General features: G+C 74.8%; 16 protein-coding genes. 13 read left to right on the top strand and 3 right to left on the bottom strand.

Annotated features, from left to right (window positions below):
* Positions 1-164 precede the first annotated feature (164 nt).
* From mihF to coaBC, 4 genes are read left to right on the top strand one after another with little or no spacing between them, the layout of a single operon-like run.
* Positions 165-479, top strand: a complete 315-nt coding sequence (gene mihF, locus ACFPL3_RS32210; RefSeq protein WP_142101581.1) for an integration host factor, actinobacterial type — start codon at positions 165-167, stop codon at positions 477-479.
* Positions 480-526: 47 nt separating this feature from the next.
* Positions 527-1,129 (top strand): guanylate kinase, encoded by a 603-nt coding sequence (gene gmk, locus ACFPL3_RS32205; RefSeq protein ID WP_343945612.1) that lies wholly within the window; start codon positions 527-529, stop codon positions 1,127-1,129.
* A gap of 2 nt (positions 1,130-1,131) precedes the next feature.
* Positions 1,132-1,404, top strand: a complete 273-nt coding sequence (rpoZ, locus tag ACFPL3_RS32200) for a DNA-directed RNA polymerase subunit omega (RefSeq protein ID WP_343945613.1) — start codon at positions 1,132-1,134, stop codon at positions 1,402-1,404.
* A gap of 3 nt (positions 1,405-1,407) precedes the next feature.
* Positions 1,408-2,628, top strand: a complete 1,221-nt coding sequence (coaBC, locus tag ACFPL3_RS32195; protein ID WP_379589957.1) for a bifunctional phosphopantothenoylcysteine decarboxylase/phosphopantothenate--cysteine ligase CoaBC — start codon at positions 1,408-1,410, stop codon at positions 2,626-2,628.
* Between the two features lie 124 nt (positions 2,629-2,752).
* Here coaBC and ACFPL3_RS32190 read toward each other — a convergent pair whose 3' ends face one another.
* A complete protein-coding gene (locus tag ACFPL3_RS32190) occupies positions 2,753-3,415 on the bottom strand; it encodes an SH3 domain-containing protein (RefSeq protein ID WP_343945611.1) in 663 nt (220 codons plus the stop codon).
* A gap of 251 nt (positions 3,416-3,666) precedes the next feature.
* Between ACFPL3_RS32190 and metK the strand changes: the two genes are divergently transcribed.
* The 5 genes from metK (at position 3,667) to ACFPL3_RS32165 (ending at position 10,165) form a co-directional block, all read left to right on the top strand.
* Positions 3,667-4,869 carry a methionine adenosyltransferase gene (metK, locus tag ACFPL3_RS32185; RefSeq protein WP_343945610.1) on the top strand — a complete coding sequence of 401 codons (1,203 nt, stop codon included), beginning with the start codon at positions 3,667-3,669 and terminating at the stop codon, positions 4,867-4,869.
* A gap of 86 nt (positions 4,870-4,955) precedes the next feature.
* Complete coding sequence (locus tag ACFPL3_RS32180) at positions 4,956-7,007, top strand: primosomal protein N' (RefSeq protein WP_379589955.1); 2,052 nt, start codon at positions 4,956-4,958, stop codon at positions 7,005-7,007.
* A gap of 214 nt (positions 7,008-7,221) precedes the next feature.
* Positions 7,222-7,770 carry a peptide deformylase gene (def, locus tag ACFPL3_RS32175; RefSeq protein WP_343945768.1) on the top strand — a complete coding sequence of 183 codons (549 nt, stop codon included), beginning with the start codon at positions 7,222-7,224 and terminating at the stop codon, positions 7,768-7,770.
* Positions 7,770-8,699 carry a methionyl-tRNA formyltransferase gene (fmt, locus tag ACFPL3_RS32170; RefSeq protein WP_379589952.1) on the top strand — a complete coding sequence of 310 codons (930 nt, stop codon included), beginning with the start codon at positions 7,770-7,772 and terminating at the stop codon, positions 8,697-8,699. The genes def and fmt overlap by 1 nt, the downstream gene beginning before the upstream one ends.
* Positions 8,696-10,165, top strand: coding sequence for an RsmB/NOP family class I SAM-dependent RNA methyltransferase (locus ACFPL3_RS32165; RefSeq protein ID WP_379589950.1), 1,470 nt, complete (start codon positions 8,696-8,698; stop codon positions 10,163-10,165). The genes fmt and ACFPL3_RS32165 overlap by 4 nt, the downstream gene beginning before the upstream one ends.
* A 282-nt stretch (positions 10,166-10,447) precedes the next feature.
* Here the strand turns inward: ACFPL3_RS32165 and ACFPL3_RS32160 are convergent, their stop codons facing one another.
* Both ACFPL3_RS32160 and ACFPL3_RS32155 read right to left on the bottom strand, forming a co-directional pair.
* Complete coding sequence (locus tag ACFPL3_RS32160; RefSeq protein WP_343947172.1) at positions 10,448-11,578, bottom strand: aminotransferase class V-fold PLP-dependent enzyme; 1,131 nt, start codon at positions 11,576-11,578, stop codon at positions 10,448-10,450.
* Positions 11,575-12,888 (bottom strand): amidohydrolase family protein, encoded by a 1,314-nt coding sequence (locus tag ACFPL3_RS32155; protein WP_343947171.1) that lies wholly within the window; start codon positions 12,886-12,888, stop codon positions 11,575-11,577. Before ACFPL3_RS32155 ends, ACFPL3_RS32160 begins: the two co-directional genes overlap by 4 nt.
* Positions 12,889-12,958: 70 nt before the next feature.
* Here ACFPL3_RS32155 and ACFPL3_RS32150 point away from each other — a divergent pair, with 70 nt between their 5' ends.
* Genes ACFPL3_RS32150 through rpe form a run of 4 tightly spaced genes read left to right on the top strand, consistent with a single transcriptional unit; the run spans position 12,959 to position 15,968 of the window.
* Complete coding sequence (locus ACFPL3_RS32150) at positions 12,959-13,201, top strand: DUF3311 domain-containing protein (RefSeq protein WP_343947170.1); 243 nt, start codon at positions 12,959-12,961, stop codon at positions 13,199-13,201.
* A gap of 4 nt (positions 13,202-13,205) precedes the next feature.
* Positions 13,206-14,687 (top strand): sodium:solute symporter family protein, encoded by a 1,482-nt coding sequence (locus tag ACFPL3_RS32145; RefSeq protein WP_343947169.1) that lies wholly within the window; start codon positions 13,206-13,208, stop codon positions 14,685-14,687.
* Between the two features lie 22 nt (positions 14,688-14,709).
* Positions 14,710-15,246 (top strand): cupin domain-containing protein, encoded by a 537-nt coding sequence (locus ACFPL3_RS32140; RefSeq protein WP_343947167.1) that lies wholly within the window; start codon positions 14,710-14,712, stop codon positions 15,244-15,246.
* 41 nt (positions 15,247-15,287) lie between these two features.
* Complete coding sequence (gene rpe / locus ACFPL3_RS32135) at positions 15,288-15,968, top strand: ribulose-phosphate 3-epimerase (RefSeq protein ID WP_343947176.1); 681 nt, start codon at positions 15,288-15,290, stop codon at positions 15,966-15,968.
* The last annotated feature ends 40 nt before the right edge of the window (positions 15,969-16,008 follow it).

Raw genomic sequence — 16,008 nt, 5'->3', positions numbered from 1 at the left:
GTATCACCCGGTCGGGTGGGCGCCTCGGAGAACCGGCAGGTGGCACCCCCGTTTCCCCTCCGCCGCCCGGCGTGAGTACGTTCGGTGGAAGCCGCGGGCTGGGCCCGCGACGGTGGTGAGGATGCGCCTGGTTGCAGGCCGCACGGAGAAAGACGGAGGAGACCGTGGCCCTTCCCCAGCTGACCGAGGAACAGCGTGCTGCCGCCCTGGAGAAGGCGGCTGCGGCGCGCCGGGCCCGGGCCGAGCTGAAGGACCGGCTCAAGCGCGGCGGGACGACCATCGGGGAGGTCCTGAAGCAGTCGGATACCGACGAGGTGCTGGGCAAGATGAAGGTCTCGGCGCTGCTCGAGGCCATGCCGGGCGTCGGCAAGGTCCGGGCCGCTCAGATCATGGAGCGGCTCGAGATCGCGCCGTCGCGCCGGCTGCGCGGGCTCGGCGACCGGCAGCGCAAGGCGCTGCTGGCCGACTTCGAGTCCTGAGCGCGGGAGTCGCGGGGCACCGAGGTCTGAGCACCGTGTCACGAGGCGTGCGGAGGGGCAGGCTGGTCGTACTGGCCGGCCCCTCCGGCGTCGGCAAGTCCAGCGTGGTCGACGCGCTGCGCAGCCGGCTGCCCGAGTTGTTCTTCAGCGTGTCGGCCACGACGCGCGACCCCCGGCCGGGCGAGGTCGACGGCGTGCACTACCGCTTCGTCGGCCCCGCCGGGTTCGAGGAGCTCATCGCACGCGGCGAGCTCCTCGAGTGGGCCGAGATCCACGGTGGCCTCCAGCGCTCCGGCACACCGCGCGAACCGGTGGAGCGGGCGCTCGCGGAGGGGCGCCCGGTGCTCGTCGAGGTCGACCTCGCCGGTGCGCGCACGATCAAGGCGGTGCTGCCGGAGGCCGTCACGGTCTTCCTCGCGCCGCCCTCGATCGAGGAACTGGAACGGCGGCTGCGCGGTCGCGGCACCGAGTCCGAGGCGCAGTTCCGCCGCAGGCTGCAGACCGCCCGCGAGGAGATCGCGGCCTGCGACGAGTTCGACGTGGTCATCGTCAATGCCGATCTGCAGGACGTCGTTTCGAGGTTGGTAGACTTGCTGGTCGGTGCGGGACATCCCGCCGTACGGCCGTTCCCCCAGGAGTCTTCTTCGTGAGCATGCCGCTGACCGGTGTCGTCGCCGGTTCCACACCCGAGGGCATCACCAACCCGCCCATCGACGATCTGCTCGGTCAGGTCAGTTCGAAGTACGCGCTGGTGATCTACGCCGCCAAGCGCGCCCGCCAGATCAACGACTACTACTCCCAGCTCGGCGAGGGCCTGCTCGAGTACGTCGGCCCGCTCGTGGAGCCGGGCCCGCGGGAGAAGCCGCTGTCGATCGCGATGCGCGAGATCCAGGCCGGGTTGCTCGAGCACACCGAGGGCGAGTAGTACGTGCCCCCCGCCGCCCCCCGGGTACTGCTGGGCGTGGCCGGGGGCATCGCCGCCTACAAGAGCGTCGAGCTGCTGCGCAGGCTCACCGAGACGGGACACTCCGTCCGGGTGCTGCCCACGTCGTCGGCGCTCCGGTTCGTCGGCGCCGCCACCTTCGAGGCGCTCTCCGGCCGTCCGGTGCACACCGAGGTGTTCGCCGACGTGCCGGAGGTCCCGCACGTCCGGCTCGGCCAGGAGGCCGACCTGGTCGTCGTCGCGCCGGCCACCGCCGACCTGATCGCACGGGCCGCCGCCGGCCGCGCCGACGACCTGCTCACGGCGTCGCTGCTCACCGCCCGCTGCCCGGTGCTGTTCGCGCCGGCCATGCACACCGAGATGTGGGAGCACCCGGCCACGCGCGCCAACGTGGAACTGCTGCGCTCCCGCGGGGTGGTCGTCGTGGAACCGGCATCGGGCCGGCTCACCGGCGCCGACACCGGCCCCGGGCGGCTGCCCGACCCGGCCGAGATCGCCGAGCTGGCCCGGCTGCTGATGGAACGCGGCGACGCGCTGCCCCGCGACCTCGCGGGCCGCCGCGTCGTCGTCTCGGCGGGCGGCACCCGCGAGGCGCTCGACCCGGTGCGTTATCTGGGCAACCGCTCGTCCGGGCGGCAGGGCTACGCGCTGGCGCGGGTCGCGGCGCAGCGCGGCGCGCACGTCACGCTGGTGGCGGCGCACACGGCCGACCTGGGCGAGCCGGCCGCCGTGGACGTGGTGCGGGTCGGGTCGGCGCTGGAGCTGCGCGACGCGATGCGCGCTGCCACGAAGGGCGCCGACGCCGTGGTGATGGCGGCGGCGGTGGCCGACTTCCGGCCCACCGCACTCGCCGAACACAAGATCAAGAAGGATGGCGGCGACCCACCGCCGCTGCAGCTCGCGCTCAACCCGGACATCCTCGTGGAGCTGGTGGCCGGGCGGGAGCCGGGACAGGTCGTGGTCGGCTTCGCCGCCGAGACCGGCGACGAGTCGGGCGACCCGCTGCACCACGGCCGCGCGAAGCTGGCCCGCAAGGGCTGCGACCTGCTCGTCGTCAACGCGGTCGGCGACGGCCGGGCGTTCGAGGTTCCCGACAACTCGGGCTGGCTCTTGGGCGCCGACGGTTCTGAGCAGGTGCTCGAGCCCGGCTCGAAGGCGCTGCTGGCCTCCCGCGTCTGGGACGCGGTCGCCGCGCGCCTGGGGTAGCCGCCACCTGCAGCAGGACGGCCGGCCCCGCGGGCGTACATACCCGCGGGGCGGGCGCAGCTGCGGGTCCGGGGGAACCCGGCGCAGCCCGCCCCGCGGAGTCGCAGGACTCGCTGCGGGACTCTCAGCCGATCAGACCGCCGAGGCCGCGCGAGCGGGGACCCGCGGGGGCGGCGTCCGCCTCGTCGGCCTCGGGCTCCTCCGACTCGCCGCTCTCGGTGCCCTCCTCGGCGCCGGGCTCGTCGGCGGTGCTCTCGTCGGCGCCGGCCTCGTCGGCGCTCTCCTCGTCGCTCTGGGAGCCCGCGCTGCGCGAGTCGGAGCCGCCGGAGCCGCTCCCGCCGGAGCTCGAGCCGGAGCCGCTGCTGCGGCCGGAGGACCGGCTGTCTTCGGAACCGCGCTCGCTCGCGCCGCCGCGGTTCGAACGGCGGTCGTCCTCGTCGTCGTCACTCTCGGAGCGCTGGGAGGCGGCCGGGGCGCGGCCGTTCACCGAGACGTACTCCTGCGCCGCCCACCCGCCGAGGTTCGACAGGCGCAGGAACCCGTCGCGGGACTCGGCGACCTGGACCGCGGTGCCCTGCTCGCACATCGCGACGATCCGCGACGACGTGTTGGGCTCGGCACGGACGTTGACGTTCTTGGTGCACTTGCCGGGCTGCGTGGCGCCCGGCTCGGCGGTGGCGGTACCCGAGAGCAGTGCGACGGCCGCGGTCGCGCTGACCGCGACCACCGCACCGACGACGGCGGTGGCGCGGCCGGGTCGGTCGAACAGCGACGTGGGGGCCTTCATGATCAGGTTTCCTCCGTGGGGAATCGGGCCTTCGCCGGGACCAACGAGCGTTTCCGTTACCGATTCGCTACCGAGCGCAACATCACCGGATGGACTGACGAAGCGGGGGCGTGTCGTGCGCGATGTGACGTTCCGTGCCCGGCGAGCGAGAGCACCTGGTGCCCCCGGCCCTCTTCGGCGCGTCGACTAGGCTCGCCGGTCGGACATGGGGTGCGCGGTGGACCCCGGCGGGAGAGCGGACGGAGTACGGCGTGGCAACAGCAGGGCGGCGGCTGTTCACCAGCGAATCGGTGACCGAGGGTCACCCGGACAAGATGTGCGACGCCATCAGCGACTCGATCCTCGACGCGTTGCTGGCGCAGGACCCGCGCAGCCGCGTGGCGGTGGAGACCCTGGTCACCACCGGGCAGGTCCACGTGGCGGGCGAGGTCACCACGAGTGCCTACGCCGACATCCCCACGCTCGTGCGGGACAAGGTCCTCGAGATCGGCTACGACTCGTCCGCGAAGGGCTTCGACGGGGCGTCGTGCGGTGTGAACGTCGCGATCGGCGCGCAGTCCGCCGACATCGCGCAGGGCGTCGACACGGCCTACGAGAGCCGGGTGGAGGCCTCCGAGGACGAGATCGCCCGGCAGGGCGCGGGCGACCAGGGCCTGATGTTCGGCTACGCCAACACCGACACGCCCGAGCTGATGCCTCTGCCGATCGCGCTCGCGCACCGGCTGGCGCGCCGCCTCACCAACGCCCGCAAGTCCGGCGTGCTGCCCTACCTGCGCCCGGACGGCAAGACCCAGGTCACCATCGAGTACGACGGCGACAAGGCCGTGCGGCTGGACACGGTGGTCCTCTCCACCCAGCACGCCGCCGACATCGACCTGGACGGCATGCTCGCGCCCGACATCCGCGAGCACGTCGTCGGCCCGGAGATCGCGGAGCTGGGCCTGGACGTCTCCGACGTGCGGCTGCTGGTCAACCCCACCGGCCGGTTCGTCGTGGGCGGGCCGATGGGCGACGCCGGCCTCACCGGCCGCAAGATCATCGTCGACACCTACGGCGGGTTCGCCCGCCACGGCGGGGGCGCGTTCTCCGGCAAGGACCCGTCGAAGGTCGACCGCTCCGCCGCGTACGCGATGCGCTGGGTGGCCAAGAACGCCGTCGCGGCCGGTCTCGCCGAGCGCATCGAGGTGCAGGTCGCGTACGCGATCGGCAAGGCGGCGCCGGTGGGCCTGTTCGTCGAGACGTTCGGCACCGAGCACGTCGACCCGGTGAAGATCCAGTCGGCCATCACCGAGGTCTTCGACCTGCGGCCGGCCGCGATCATCCGCGACCTCGACCTGCTGCGCCCGATCTACGCCCAGACCGCGGCGTACGGGCACTTCGGCCGCACCGACGTCGACCTGCCGTGGGAGAACACCGACCGTGCCGCCGCGCTGAAGGCCGCGGCAGGCGCCTGACCGACCCGTGAGTGGATACGGGTGCTCCCGCCCTCGTATCCACTCACGAGCGCCGGAGGCGCAGTGAGCCGAGCGCCGGAGGCGCAGTGAGCACCCGTCCAGTGAGCGCGGTCGCCCGGCGGGGGCGCTCGCACCGCGGGGAGTGGCAGCCCGCGGCGCAGCTCCCGGTGGCGCGCGTGGCGGTCGACGTCCCGCTCGCGCACCTGGACCGGCCGTTCGACTACCAGGTGCCCGCGCACCTCGACGCGGATGCCGTGCCCGGCGTGCGGCTGCGCGTGCGGTTCGCCGGCCGCCTGGTGGACGGCTTCCTGCTGGAGCGCGTGGCCGAGTCCGCGCACGTGGGCCGGCTGGCCTGGGTGGAGCGCATCGTGTCGCCCGAGCCGGTGCTGTCCACGGAGGTGGCCGCGCTCTGCCGGGCCGTGGCCGACCGGTACGCGGGCGTCCTCGCCGACGTGCTGCGCCTCGCCGTGCCGCCGCGCCACGCCCGCGTCGAGGGCGAGGCCCCGAAGGAGCGGGCGCCGGCCGAGGTGGCGTCGGTGCCGTCGGCGGGCTGGGCCCGCTACGGGCGCGGCGGTGCCCTGCTCGACGCCCTCGGCGGCGGCCGGGCCGCCCACGCGGTCTGGCAGGCCCTGCCGGGGGAGGACTGGCCCGCGAGGTTCGCGGAGGCCGCCGCGGCCACCGTGGCCGCGGGGCGTGCCGCCCTGCTCGTGGTGCCCGACCAGCGCGACGTCGACGCCCTGCACGCCGCGTGCGTGCGGCTGGTGGGCGAGGGCGCGGTGGTGGCGCTGACCGCGGACCTCGGGCCCGCCGAGCGCTACCGGCGCTGGCTCGCCGTGCGGCGTGGGCAGGTCCCGGTGGTGGTCGGCACGCGATCGGCCGCGTTCGCGCCGGTGCACGAGCTGGGCCTGCTCGCCGTGTGGGACGACGGCGACGACCTGCACGCGGAGCCGCGCGCGCCCTACCCGCACGTCCGCGACGTCCTGGTGCTGCGCGCGCACGCAGCCGGGGCCGCGTTGCTGGTGGGCGGTTTCGCGCGCACCGCCGAGGCGCACCTGCTGGTCGAGTCGGGCTGGGCGCGCGAGGTGGTGGCCGACCGGATCACGGTGCGGGACGCGATGCCGCGGGTCGCCGCGGCGGGTGAGTCCGACGCCGAGCTCGCCCGCGACCCGAGCGCGCGTGCCGCGCGGCTGCCGCACACCGCGTTCGAGGCGGCGCGGGCCGCGCTGGCGGCCGGGCGCCCGGTGCTCGTGCAGGTCCCGCGTTCCGGGTACCTGCCGTGGCTGGCCTGCGGCTCCTGCCGCGAGACGGCCCGGTGCCGGCACTGCGCCGGGCCGCTCGGTTTCACCGGCCGCCGCTGCGCCGAGCCCGGCGCCGACGAGCTGCCGCAGTGCCGCTGGTGCGGGCGCCCGGACACCGCGTTCCGGTGCCCGGGCTGCTGGTCGCGCCGCCTGCGGGCGGGCGTGGTGGGGGCCGGGCGCACGGCCGAGGAACTGGGCCGGGCGTTCCCGGGCACGACGGTGCGCGCGTCCGGCGGCGGCGCCCCGGTGCTGGCGGAGGCGGAGCAGCGCCCGGAGCTGGTGGTCGCCACCCCCGGCGCCGAGCCGCGCGTGCCCGGCGGTTACGGTGCCGCGCTCCTCCTCGACGGCTGGGCCCTGCTGTCGCGCCCGGACCTGCGCGTGGCCGAGGAGACCCTGCGCCGGTGGCTCGCCGCCGCCGGGCTCGTCGTGCCGCACGGCGCCGGCGGGCGCGTGGTCGTGATGGCCGACGCCGAGCTGCCCGTCGTGCAGGCGCTCGTGCGCTGGGACCCGGCAGGCCACGCCCACGCCGAGCTCGCCGCCCGGGCCGAGGTCGGCTTCCCGCCCGCGGTGCGCATGGCGTCGGTGGAGGGCCCGCCCGCCGCCGTCGCCGAGGTGGTGGACGGCGTGCTGGCCGACCTGCCCGCGGCGGAGGTCCTGGGGCCGGTGGAGCTCGAACCCGAACGACCGGGGGAGGAGGTGCGCGAACGCGCCCTGCTGCGGGTCCCGCGCGCCGGGGGGAAGGCGCTCGCAGCCGCCCTGCACGCCGCGCAGGCCGTTCGTACCGCCCGGAAGGCGACCGACCCCGTCCGCGTGCGCGTGGACCCGCTGGAGATCGGCTGAGGCCCGCGGGCAAGCATGCCCCCAACGCCAGCCCCCTATGCCAGCCCCCTATGCCAGCAAGGTGGCTTTACTGGCGTAATGCGCCGGCAAAGCCACCATGCTGGCGTTCCGATGCCGGGAGCCGCGTGCACCCGTCGGCGGCCGGACCCCGCGTGGCAGAATTGATGGTCGCCGCCCGCGTCCCCACCTCCGCGGCACTTCTGGAGGAATCTGCGTGTCCGTCCTGCCCGTCCGGCTGTTCGGCGACCCCGTGCTGCGCTCCCGCGCCGCCGAGGTCACCACGTTCGACGCCGAGCTGCGCAAGCTCGTGGCCGACCTCACCGACACCATGCACGACGAGGGCGGTGCCGGGCTGGCAGCGCCGCAGCTCGGCGTGGGCCTGCGGGTGTTCACCTACGACTGCGACGGCTTCTCCGGGCACCTGGTCAACCCCACCTGGGACGCCGTGGGCGACGAGGAGCAGTTCGGCCCGGAGGGGTGCCTGTCGATCCCGGGCCTGCGGTGGGACTGCCGCCGCCACCTGCGCGTGGTGGCGCGGGGCTGGAACATGCACGGAGAGCCGGTGGTGGTCGAGGGCAGCGAGATGCTGGCCCGCTGCATCCAGCACGAGACCGACCACCTCGACGGCGTGCTGTTCGTCGACCGCCTCGACCCGGAGACGCGCAAGCAGGCGATGGCCGAGATCCGCGCGGCGGAGTGGTTCGGGGAGCCCGTCCCCGAGGTCCGGGTGAGCCCGCACCCGCTGTTCGGGAAGGCCAGGTAGTGCGGCTCGTCTTCGCCGGCACGCCCGATCCCGCGGTGCCGTCCCTGCGGGCGTTGCTGGACTCCCCGCGGCACGAGGTGGTCGCGGTCGTCACGCGGCCGGACGCCCCCGCGGGCCGCGGCCGCAAGGTCGTGCGGTCCCCGGTCGGCAGGCTCGCCGACGAGGCGGGCGTCCCGGTGCTCACGCCCGCACGCCCGTCCGAGCCGGAGTTCCTCGCCCGGCTCGCGGAGCTCGCCCCCGACTGCTGCCCGGTGGTGGCCTACGGCGCGCTCGTGCCCCGCAAGGCGCTCGACGTGCCGCGTCACGGCTGGGTGAACCTGCACTTCTCGCTGCTGCCCGCGTGGCGCGGGGCCGCGCCGGTGCAGGCCGCTCTGCGCCACGGCGACGAGATCACCGGTGCCAGCACGTTCCGGCTGGAGGAAGGGCTCGACACGGGCCCGGTCTTCGGTGTGGTCACGGAGGACGTGCGGCCCACCGACACCGCGGGCGACCTGCTCGGCAGGCTCGCCGAGTCCGGGGCCCGGCTGCTGGTGGCCACGCTCGACGGCATCGAGGACGGCACCGTCGAGGCCCGGCCGCAGCCCGCCGACGGCGTCTCGCACGCCCCCAAGGTCACCACCGCGGACGCGCGCGTCGACTGGACGGCGCCGCCCGTCGCGATCGACCGGCTGGTCCGCTCGGTCACCCCGGAGCCCGGCGCCTGGACCACGTTCCGCGAGGAGCGGCTCGGGCTCGGCCCGGTCACCCGTGCCGACGACGCGCCCGCGCTGGCGCCGGGGGAGCTGCGCGCGGAGAAGCGCCGCGTCCTGGTCGGCACAGCGGGTGCGCCGGTGCAGCTGGGCGAGGTGCGGCCGGTCGGCAAGCGGCCGATGCCGGCCGCCGACTGGGCGCGTGGCGTGCGGATCGCGGCGGGGGAGCGGCTCACGTGAGCGGTGCAGGACCGCGGCGGGAGGGCCCGCGCAGGCCGCGGCGCGACCGCGGCGCCCCACCGCGCCGGTCGGGGCCACCGCGCGGCCGGGAGGGCCCGCCGCGCCCGCCCGAACCCGACCCCGTGCGGCTGGCCGCGCTCGAGCTGCTCACCGCGGTGCGCGAGCGCAACGCCTACGCCAACCTCGCCCTGCCGGCGATCCTTCGGCGCAGGCGCCTGCGGGACCGCGACGCCGCGCTGGCCACCGAGTTGGGCTACGGCACCCTGCGGGCGCAGGGCCTGCTGGACGCCGTGATCGACGAGTGCACCGACCGGCCGCTGGCGAAGGTCGAGTCCGCGCTGCTCGACGCGCTGCGCCTGGGCGCCTACCAGCTGCTGCGCACCCGGATCCCGCCGCACGCCGCGGTGGCCACCACGGTGGAGCTGGTGCGCGCCGAGGCCGGGAGCAGGGCGGGCGGGTTCGTCAACGCCGTGCTGCGCCGGGTCGGCGAGCGCGACGAGGCGGGCTGGGTGGCCGCCCTCGCGCCGCCCGCCGACGAGGACCCCGTGGGGTACGCCGCGTTCGCCCACTCGCACCCCCGCTGGATCGCGCAGGCCTTCGCCGACGCACTGGGCCGTTCCGCGGACCCGGGAGCCGAGCTGGAGGCGGCGCTCGCCGCCGACGACGCGCGCCCGGCCGTGCACCTGCTGGCCCGCCCCGGGGAGATCACCGCCGACGAGCTCGCGCTCGTCACCGGCGGGGAGGAGGCGCCGTACTCGCCCTACGGCGTGCACCTCGCGACGGGCAGCGGCGACATCGGAGAGATCGACGCCATCGCCGAGGGTCTCGCGATCGTGCAGGACGAGGGCAGCCAGCTGGTGGCGCTGGCCCTCACCCGCGCCGAGCTCGCGGGCGGCGACACCGGCCGCTGGCTCGACCTGTGCTCCGGGCCCGGCGGCAAGTCGGCCCTGCTCGGCGGCCTCGTGGCGATCGACGGCGGCACCCTCGACGCCGTGGAACCCAGCGAGCACCGCGCCGACCTGGTGCGCCGGGCCGTCGACGGGCTCCCGGTCACCGTGCACCAGGCCGACGGGCGGGAGGCCCCGCTGCCCGACGCCGCGTTCGACAGGGTGCTCGTGGACGCGCCGTGCACCGGCCTGGGGGCGCTGCGGCGCAGGCCGGAGGCGCGGTGGCGGCGGCAGCCGTCGGACGTCGCAGGCCTCACCGGGCTGCAACGGGAGCTGCTCACCGCCGCGCTGCGGCACGTGCGTCCCGGCGGTGTGGTTGCGTACGTGACGTGCTCGCCGCACCTGTCGGAGACCGTCGGAGTGCTGTCGGCGGTGCGGCGCAAGCACCCGGACGTCGAGCTGCTCGACGCGCGCCCCTGCCTGCCCGGCGTGCCCCACCTCGGCGACGGGCCCACCGTGCAGCTGTGGCCGCACCGGCACGGCACCGACGCGATGTTCCTCGCGCTGCTGCGCCGTTAGGTCCGTGTGGAACGAACGGCACGTTCGCGCGTTGGTGTGCCGGCCGGATCTCGGGCGGATCGGCGCCTGGTGATCGATCCGAGATGGTGGAATCGGCCCTCACGAGGGCGTTCAGCGCAATCTCACGGCGATCAACGCCCCAAGATCGTTCTGAGCGGACGGTGGATCGCCCTGCCGAGGGCGCTCAGCGTGATCTCGCAACGATCAAGGTCGCGTGATCAGTCCGAGGTGACGGCCCGGCAGGGCGAAGCGAAGGTGCTCAGCCCCGACGTCCGGGGTGCCTCACCTGCGGCGGTACTCCCGGAGGCCCTCCAGCAAGCGTCGCACGTCCGACTCGTCGTTGTAGTGGTGGAACGACAGGCGCACCACGCGGCCGCGGGGGCTCGCGACGATCCGGCGGGAGGCGAGGAACCCGGCGAGGGCGTCGGGGTCGTCGTCGACCAGTGCCACCATGGGCCCGCGCAGCGCGGGGTCGGCGGGTGAGGCGAGCGTCTCGCCCGTCGCGCGCAGCTCGGCGTCGAGCAGCGCGGTGAGGTCGCCGACGTGCCGCTGCACCTCGTGGGCGTCGAGCAGGTCCAGCAGGCGCAGCCCGGCAACGGCCCCGTACGCGGACGGCACGGACGGCGTGCCGCTCTCGAAGCGCCGTGCGGTGTCCGGGTAGTCGATCGAGCGGGGGTCGAACGCGAAGGGGTCGACCCGCCCGAACCACCCGGTCTGCGCGGGTGGCATCTCGTCGCGCAGACCGCCGCGGACGTAGAGGAACGCGATGCCTGAGATGCCGAGCAGGTACTTCAGGCTCCCGCACACGAGGTAGTCGCAGTCGAGCTCGCGGACGTCGACCGGCTCGACGCCCGCCCCCTGGTAGGCGTCCACCACGGTGCGCGCGCCGCGCTCCCGGGCGAGCGCGACGACCTCGCGTGCCGGCAGCCTCGACCCGTTGGCGTAGGTGACGAGCGGTACCGAGACGAGCCCGGTGCGCTCGTCGATCAGCGACGCGTAGTCCTCGACGCCGACGACGCCGTCCCGGGCGACCGCGTGCACGACCTCGGCCCCCCGGGTGCGCTGCGCGAGCCAGACGTGCGCCAGCGAGGGGAACTCGAGGTCGGTCGTCACCAGCCGCCTGCGCTCGCCGAACCGTTGGGTGGAGGCCACCTGGAAGGCGCCGTGCGACGCCGAGGACACGATCGCGACCTCGTCCGCGGTGGCGCCGATCAAGGCGGCGAACGCCGCCCGCGCCTGCTCCCAGCGCTGCATCCACAACTCCCACGGCGCGCCGTGCTCCAGCAGCGAGGACTGGAACTCGGCGAGCGAGGCGGCCAGCGCGTCCGAGAGCGCGCCCTGGCTGCAGCTGCCCAGGTGGACGGTGTCGCGCAGGGACGGGAAGCGCTCCCGGAACCGATCGGGCGTGGTCACGAGCGACGGCCCGCGCCTGCGCGGAGGGCCTGCTGGATGCGGCGGGCCTGCGCGGCGCGGTCCCCGAGGTCGGGGATCGGCCGCATCGCGTGCCGTCTACCGCGGGCCATCGTGAACACCGGGCGGGCCAGCGCGCTGTGGTCGGTCGCCGGGTCGCCGTCGACGGCCACGACGTCGGCGCTGAGCCCCGGGCGGAGCCGGCCGGTCCGGTCGGCCACGCGGCACACCTCGGCGGCGACGTTCGTGGCGGCGGCGAGGATCTCGCGCGGCGACATCCCGGCGTCGGCGAGCACCGCCAGGCCGTCGGCGTAGCGCTCGAAGTGGACGAGGCCGATACCCGCGTCGGTGCCCGCGACGATCCGGATGCCCGCGCGGTGCATGGCCGCGAGGTTGCCGACCACGTGCTCGCGTTCGTCCCACGGGCAGAAGTAGTCCTGCGGTAGGCACGCGCTGTTCATCGTGGGGCTCACGCTGATGCCCCGATCGACGATCGCGCGCGCGATCCGCTCGTCGAACCGCGCGCCGTCGCGGGTGACCCAACCGCAGTGCTCGATCGTGTCGACACCGGCCGCGACCGCGCGCTCGATGCCGTCCCCGCCGAGGGCGTGCGTGGTGACCCGCAACCCCAGCTCGTGCGCGGTCTCCACGGCGGCGGTGAGCTCCTCCACCGAGTAGCGGGCCTCCCACGGCCTGCTGCCCGCCGTCATGAACCCGCCCGTGGTCATGATCTTGATCAGATCGGCACCCTCGGCCGCCCGCCTGCGGACCATGGCGCGCACCTCGTCCACGCCGCTCGCCTCGCCGCCCATGGCGTGGGCGTGCCCGCCGGGCACGGTGATCGGCGCGTTGGCCACGAGCAGCCGCGGCCCCTCGACCTCGCCCTGGGCGATGCGGTCGCGCACGGTGGTGGCGACGGTGCCGGGCGCGCCCAGATCGCATGCAGTGGTGACGCCGGCGTCGAGGAGCTTGCCCGCGTTGACCGCCATCAGGCGTGCGGCGTCCTCGTCGGTCAGCGTGGGGGCGGCGGACGTGTGGCCCGCGGCCGGGTCCATCGTGAGGTGGACGTGGCAGTCGATCATCCCCGGGATCAGCGTGACGTCGCCGAGGTCGAGCACCTCGGTCCCGTCGGCGACGACGTCGCGCCACGGTCCGACCGCGGCGATCGTGCCACCGTCGACGACCACGGCGCCGTCGTCGATCGGGTCGGCGGCACCGTCGGGCACCACCCGGCCTGCCCGGATCGCGACCAGCACACCCACCTCCTCGTTCAGTTCGAGTGAAAATAGATCACGACGATCGGCGCTGTCCACGCGTTGACGTGGCGGGATCCGACGGCCACACTGGCCGCGTTTCACACCGGATGAAGAACGGAGCGACCGCATGCCGGACGACGAAGTGCAGCGGGGTCCGGTCACCCGCACGCCGCGACACCACTGGTGGCTCCTCGCGCTCCCGTTCCTGTGGTGCATCGCGGCCGTTCCCTTCGTCAACCAGAAGGCCTACGTCTGGGGGTCGGTCCCGTTCCTGCTGGTGTGGATGACGGCGGGCGTGCTCGTGGGCAGCGCCGCCATCGGCGTCGTGTTCGCGATCGACAGCCGGCGCGGCGACGCCGAGAGGGTCTGAGCGGATGGCACTCGCGATCGGGCTCGTCGTGGCGGTCGGAGCGGTCCTCGGTGGCACGCTCCTCGCGTTGCGCGGTACCCGCATGGACGTGCAGGAGTGGTCCGTCGGCGGCAGGCGTTTCGGCACGTGGCTGTTCTGGTTCCTGCTCGTCGGTGAGACGTTCACGACCTTCGCGCTGCTCGGCGCGTCGCAGGGCGTGTTCAGCACGGGTGCGGCGGGGTTCTACGTGCTGGGAACCGTCGTGCTCACCGCCTCCGTCGGCTACTTCCTGGTGCCCCGGATCTGGCGGGCGGGCAAGGATCGCGGCCTGGTCACCATGGGCGACTTCTTCGCCGCCCGGTTCGACGCCCCGTGGTTCGGAGCCGTGCTCACCGTGTTCGGCGTCATCGCGCTGCTCCTCTACAGCAGGGTCCAGCTCACCGGCCTGGCCCTCATCCTCGAGACGCTGTTCGGCCTCGACCTCCCGGCGATCACCTACGTGGCGGCGGGTGGCCTCGTCGTGGCCCTGTTCGTCCTCGTCGGCGGGATGCGCAGCGCGGCGTTCGTCGCCGTGGTGAAGGACGTCCTGCTGGTGGTGGTGCTCCTCGTCGTGGCGGTCGGAGCGGCGGGTGCGGCCGGGGTCGGCGGCCTCGGCGCGGTGTTCGACGGGGTTCGGGCGGCGCACCCCGACGCCGCGACGCTGCCCGGGATCGGCGGTGGCACCGCCACCAACGAGTGGTGGTGGATGAGCTTCCTGCTGCTCACGCCGCTCGGAGCGTTCGCGCTCCCGCACGCGTTCCAGGTGTGCTTCAGCGCGAGGGACATCCGGACGATCCGCCGCAACCAGATCATCCAGCCGCTCTACTCGCTGTTCTACGTGCTGATCGTGGTGATCGCGATGGCGGCGTTGCTCGCGCTACCCGACCTGCCGGCGGCCCAGGCGAACGGATCGTTGCTGCTGTTCGTGCGGGAGTTCTACCCGGCCTGGGTCGTGGGGCTTCTCGCGGGTTCCGGCGTGCTCGTCGCGCTCGTCCCGACGGCGGTGCTGATGCTCACCTCGGCCAGCATGTTCACCTCGAACGTGCTCGGGCTCGCCCGGCCGCACCTGAAGTCGTCGCTGACGGCCACCCGGGCCGGCGTCGTCGCGTTCACCGTGGTCGCGGTGTTCTTCACGGCGCTGCAGAGCGACACGCTCCTGACGATCATGACCGGTGTCTACAGCGCCGTCGGCCAGCTCGCACCGGCGTTGTTCCTGTCGGTGCTGTGGCGCCGGGTCACGGCCGTCGGGCTCACGGTCGGGGCGGTCGCGGGCGGGCTGATCGTCGCCGTCCCGGCGCTGGGCGCGCCGGCGCAGGCCCTCTTCCCCGCAGGCACCGTCGTCGGCCTGCCCGCGCTCGTGGTCAACCTCGTGCTGGCGGTCGGGGTGAGCCTGCTCACGGCCCCGCCGTCCGATGCCGCCGTGGCGGTCGGCATGTCGCCGGCGCCGGCGCCGGCCCGCTCGGCATGACCGCGGCGGCATAATGACCGCCATGACGCTGGCCCGGATCCGGGAGCTGCGGCAGCAGAAGGGCCTCACCCTCCACCAGCTCGCCGGCCTCACCCGGCTGTCGGTCGGCATGATCAGCCAGGTGGAGCGGGGCATCACCGATCCGAGCCTGGAGACACTGCGCCGCATCTCCGACGCGTTCGGCGTACCGCTGTTCGACCTGTTCCGCGAGGACGAGCCGGACCCGGTCACGGTGGTGCGCAAGGACGAGCGGCGCCGCGTGTCCTCCCCCCGCGGGCAGATCGTCTACTCGCAGGTGTCGCGGCTCGGCGGGAAGCTCGAGGTGCTCGAGGCCGCCATCGAGCCCGGTGCCGTGTCCTCGGGGGAACGCCGGTCCCACGCCTCGGAGGAGTGCGTGCTGGTGCTGTCCGGGCGGTTGCGCGTCGAAGCGGGCAAGGACGTCTACGACCTCGACGCGGGCGACAGCTGCCACTTCGACTCGATGATCCCGCACCGGTTCGTCAACCCCCACGAGGAGGTGGCGCGGTACGTGGTGGCGGTGACCCCGCCGTCGGCCTGAGGCCGGGCGCGCCCGCGGCGTACCCTCCTGGGGTGCAACCCATGATCGCGCCGAGCATCCTCGCGGCCGACTTCGCGCGGCTCGCCGACGAGGCCGCCGCCGTGGCCGGGCCGCCCGGGCACGGCGCCGACTGGCTGCACGTCGACGTGATGGACGCCCACTTCGTGCCCAACCTCACGCTGGGCCTGCCCGTGGTGCAGGCACTGCGCAAGGCCACCGACGTGCCGCTCGACTGCCACCTCATGATCGAGGACCCGGAGCGGTGGGCCGTCGGCTACGCCGAGGCGGGCGCCCACAACGTCACCGTGCACGTGGAGGCGTCGCGGGAGCCGGTGGCGCTGGCGAAGGACCTGCGCGCCGCGGGCGCCCGGGCCGGCCTGTCGGTCAAGCCGGGCACGCCGCTCGAGCCGCACCTGGAGACGCTGCGCCACTACGACACCCTGCTCGTCATGAGCGTCGAGCCCGGATTCGGCGGGCAGGAGTTCATGCCCGAGGTCCTGGAGAAGGTGCGCACGGCACGGCGCCTCGTCGACACCGGCCACCTCACGGTGCTCGTCGAGATCGACGGCGGCATCAACGCCGACACGATCGAGGTCGCCGCGGAGGCGGGCGTCGACTGCTTCGTGGCGGGGTCGGCCGTGTACGGCGCCGACGACCCGGCGCGCGCGGTGGCGGCGCTGCGCGAGCAGGCGCGGCGCGCCTCGGCGCACCGGTGGGCCTGACCAGGAACGAACGGCCCGCCCGGCGGGTTGCACCCGGCAG

Origin of the sequence: Pseudonocardia zijingensis, from assembly GCF_042657305.1 — a bacterium.
Classification (GTDB): domain Bacteria; phylum Actinomycetota; class Actinomycetes; order Mycobacteriales; family Pseudonocardiaceae; genus Pseudonocardia; species Pseudonocardia zijingensis.
This window is presented reverse-complemented; position numbering and strand designations above follow the sequence as displayed.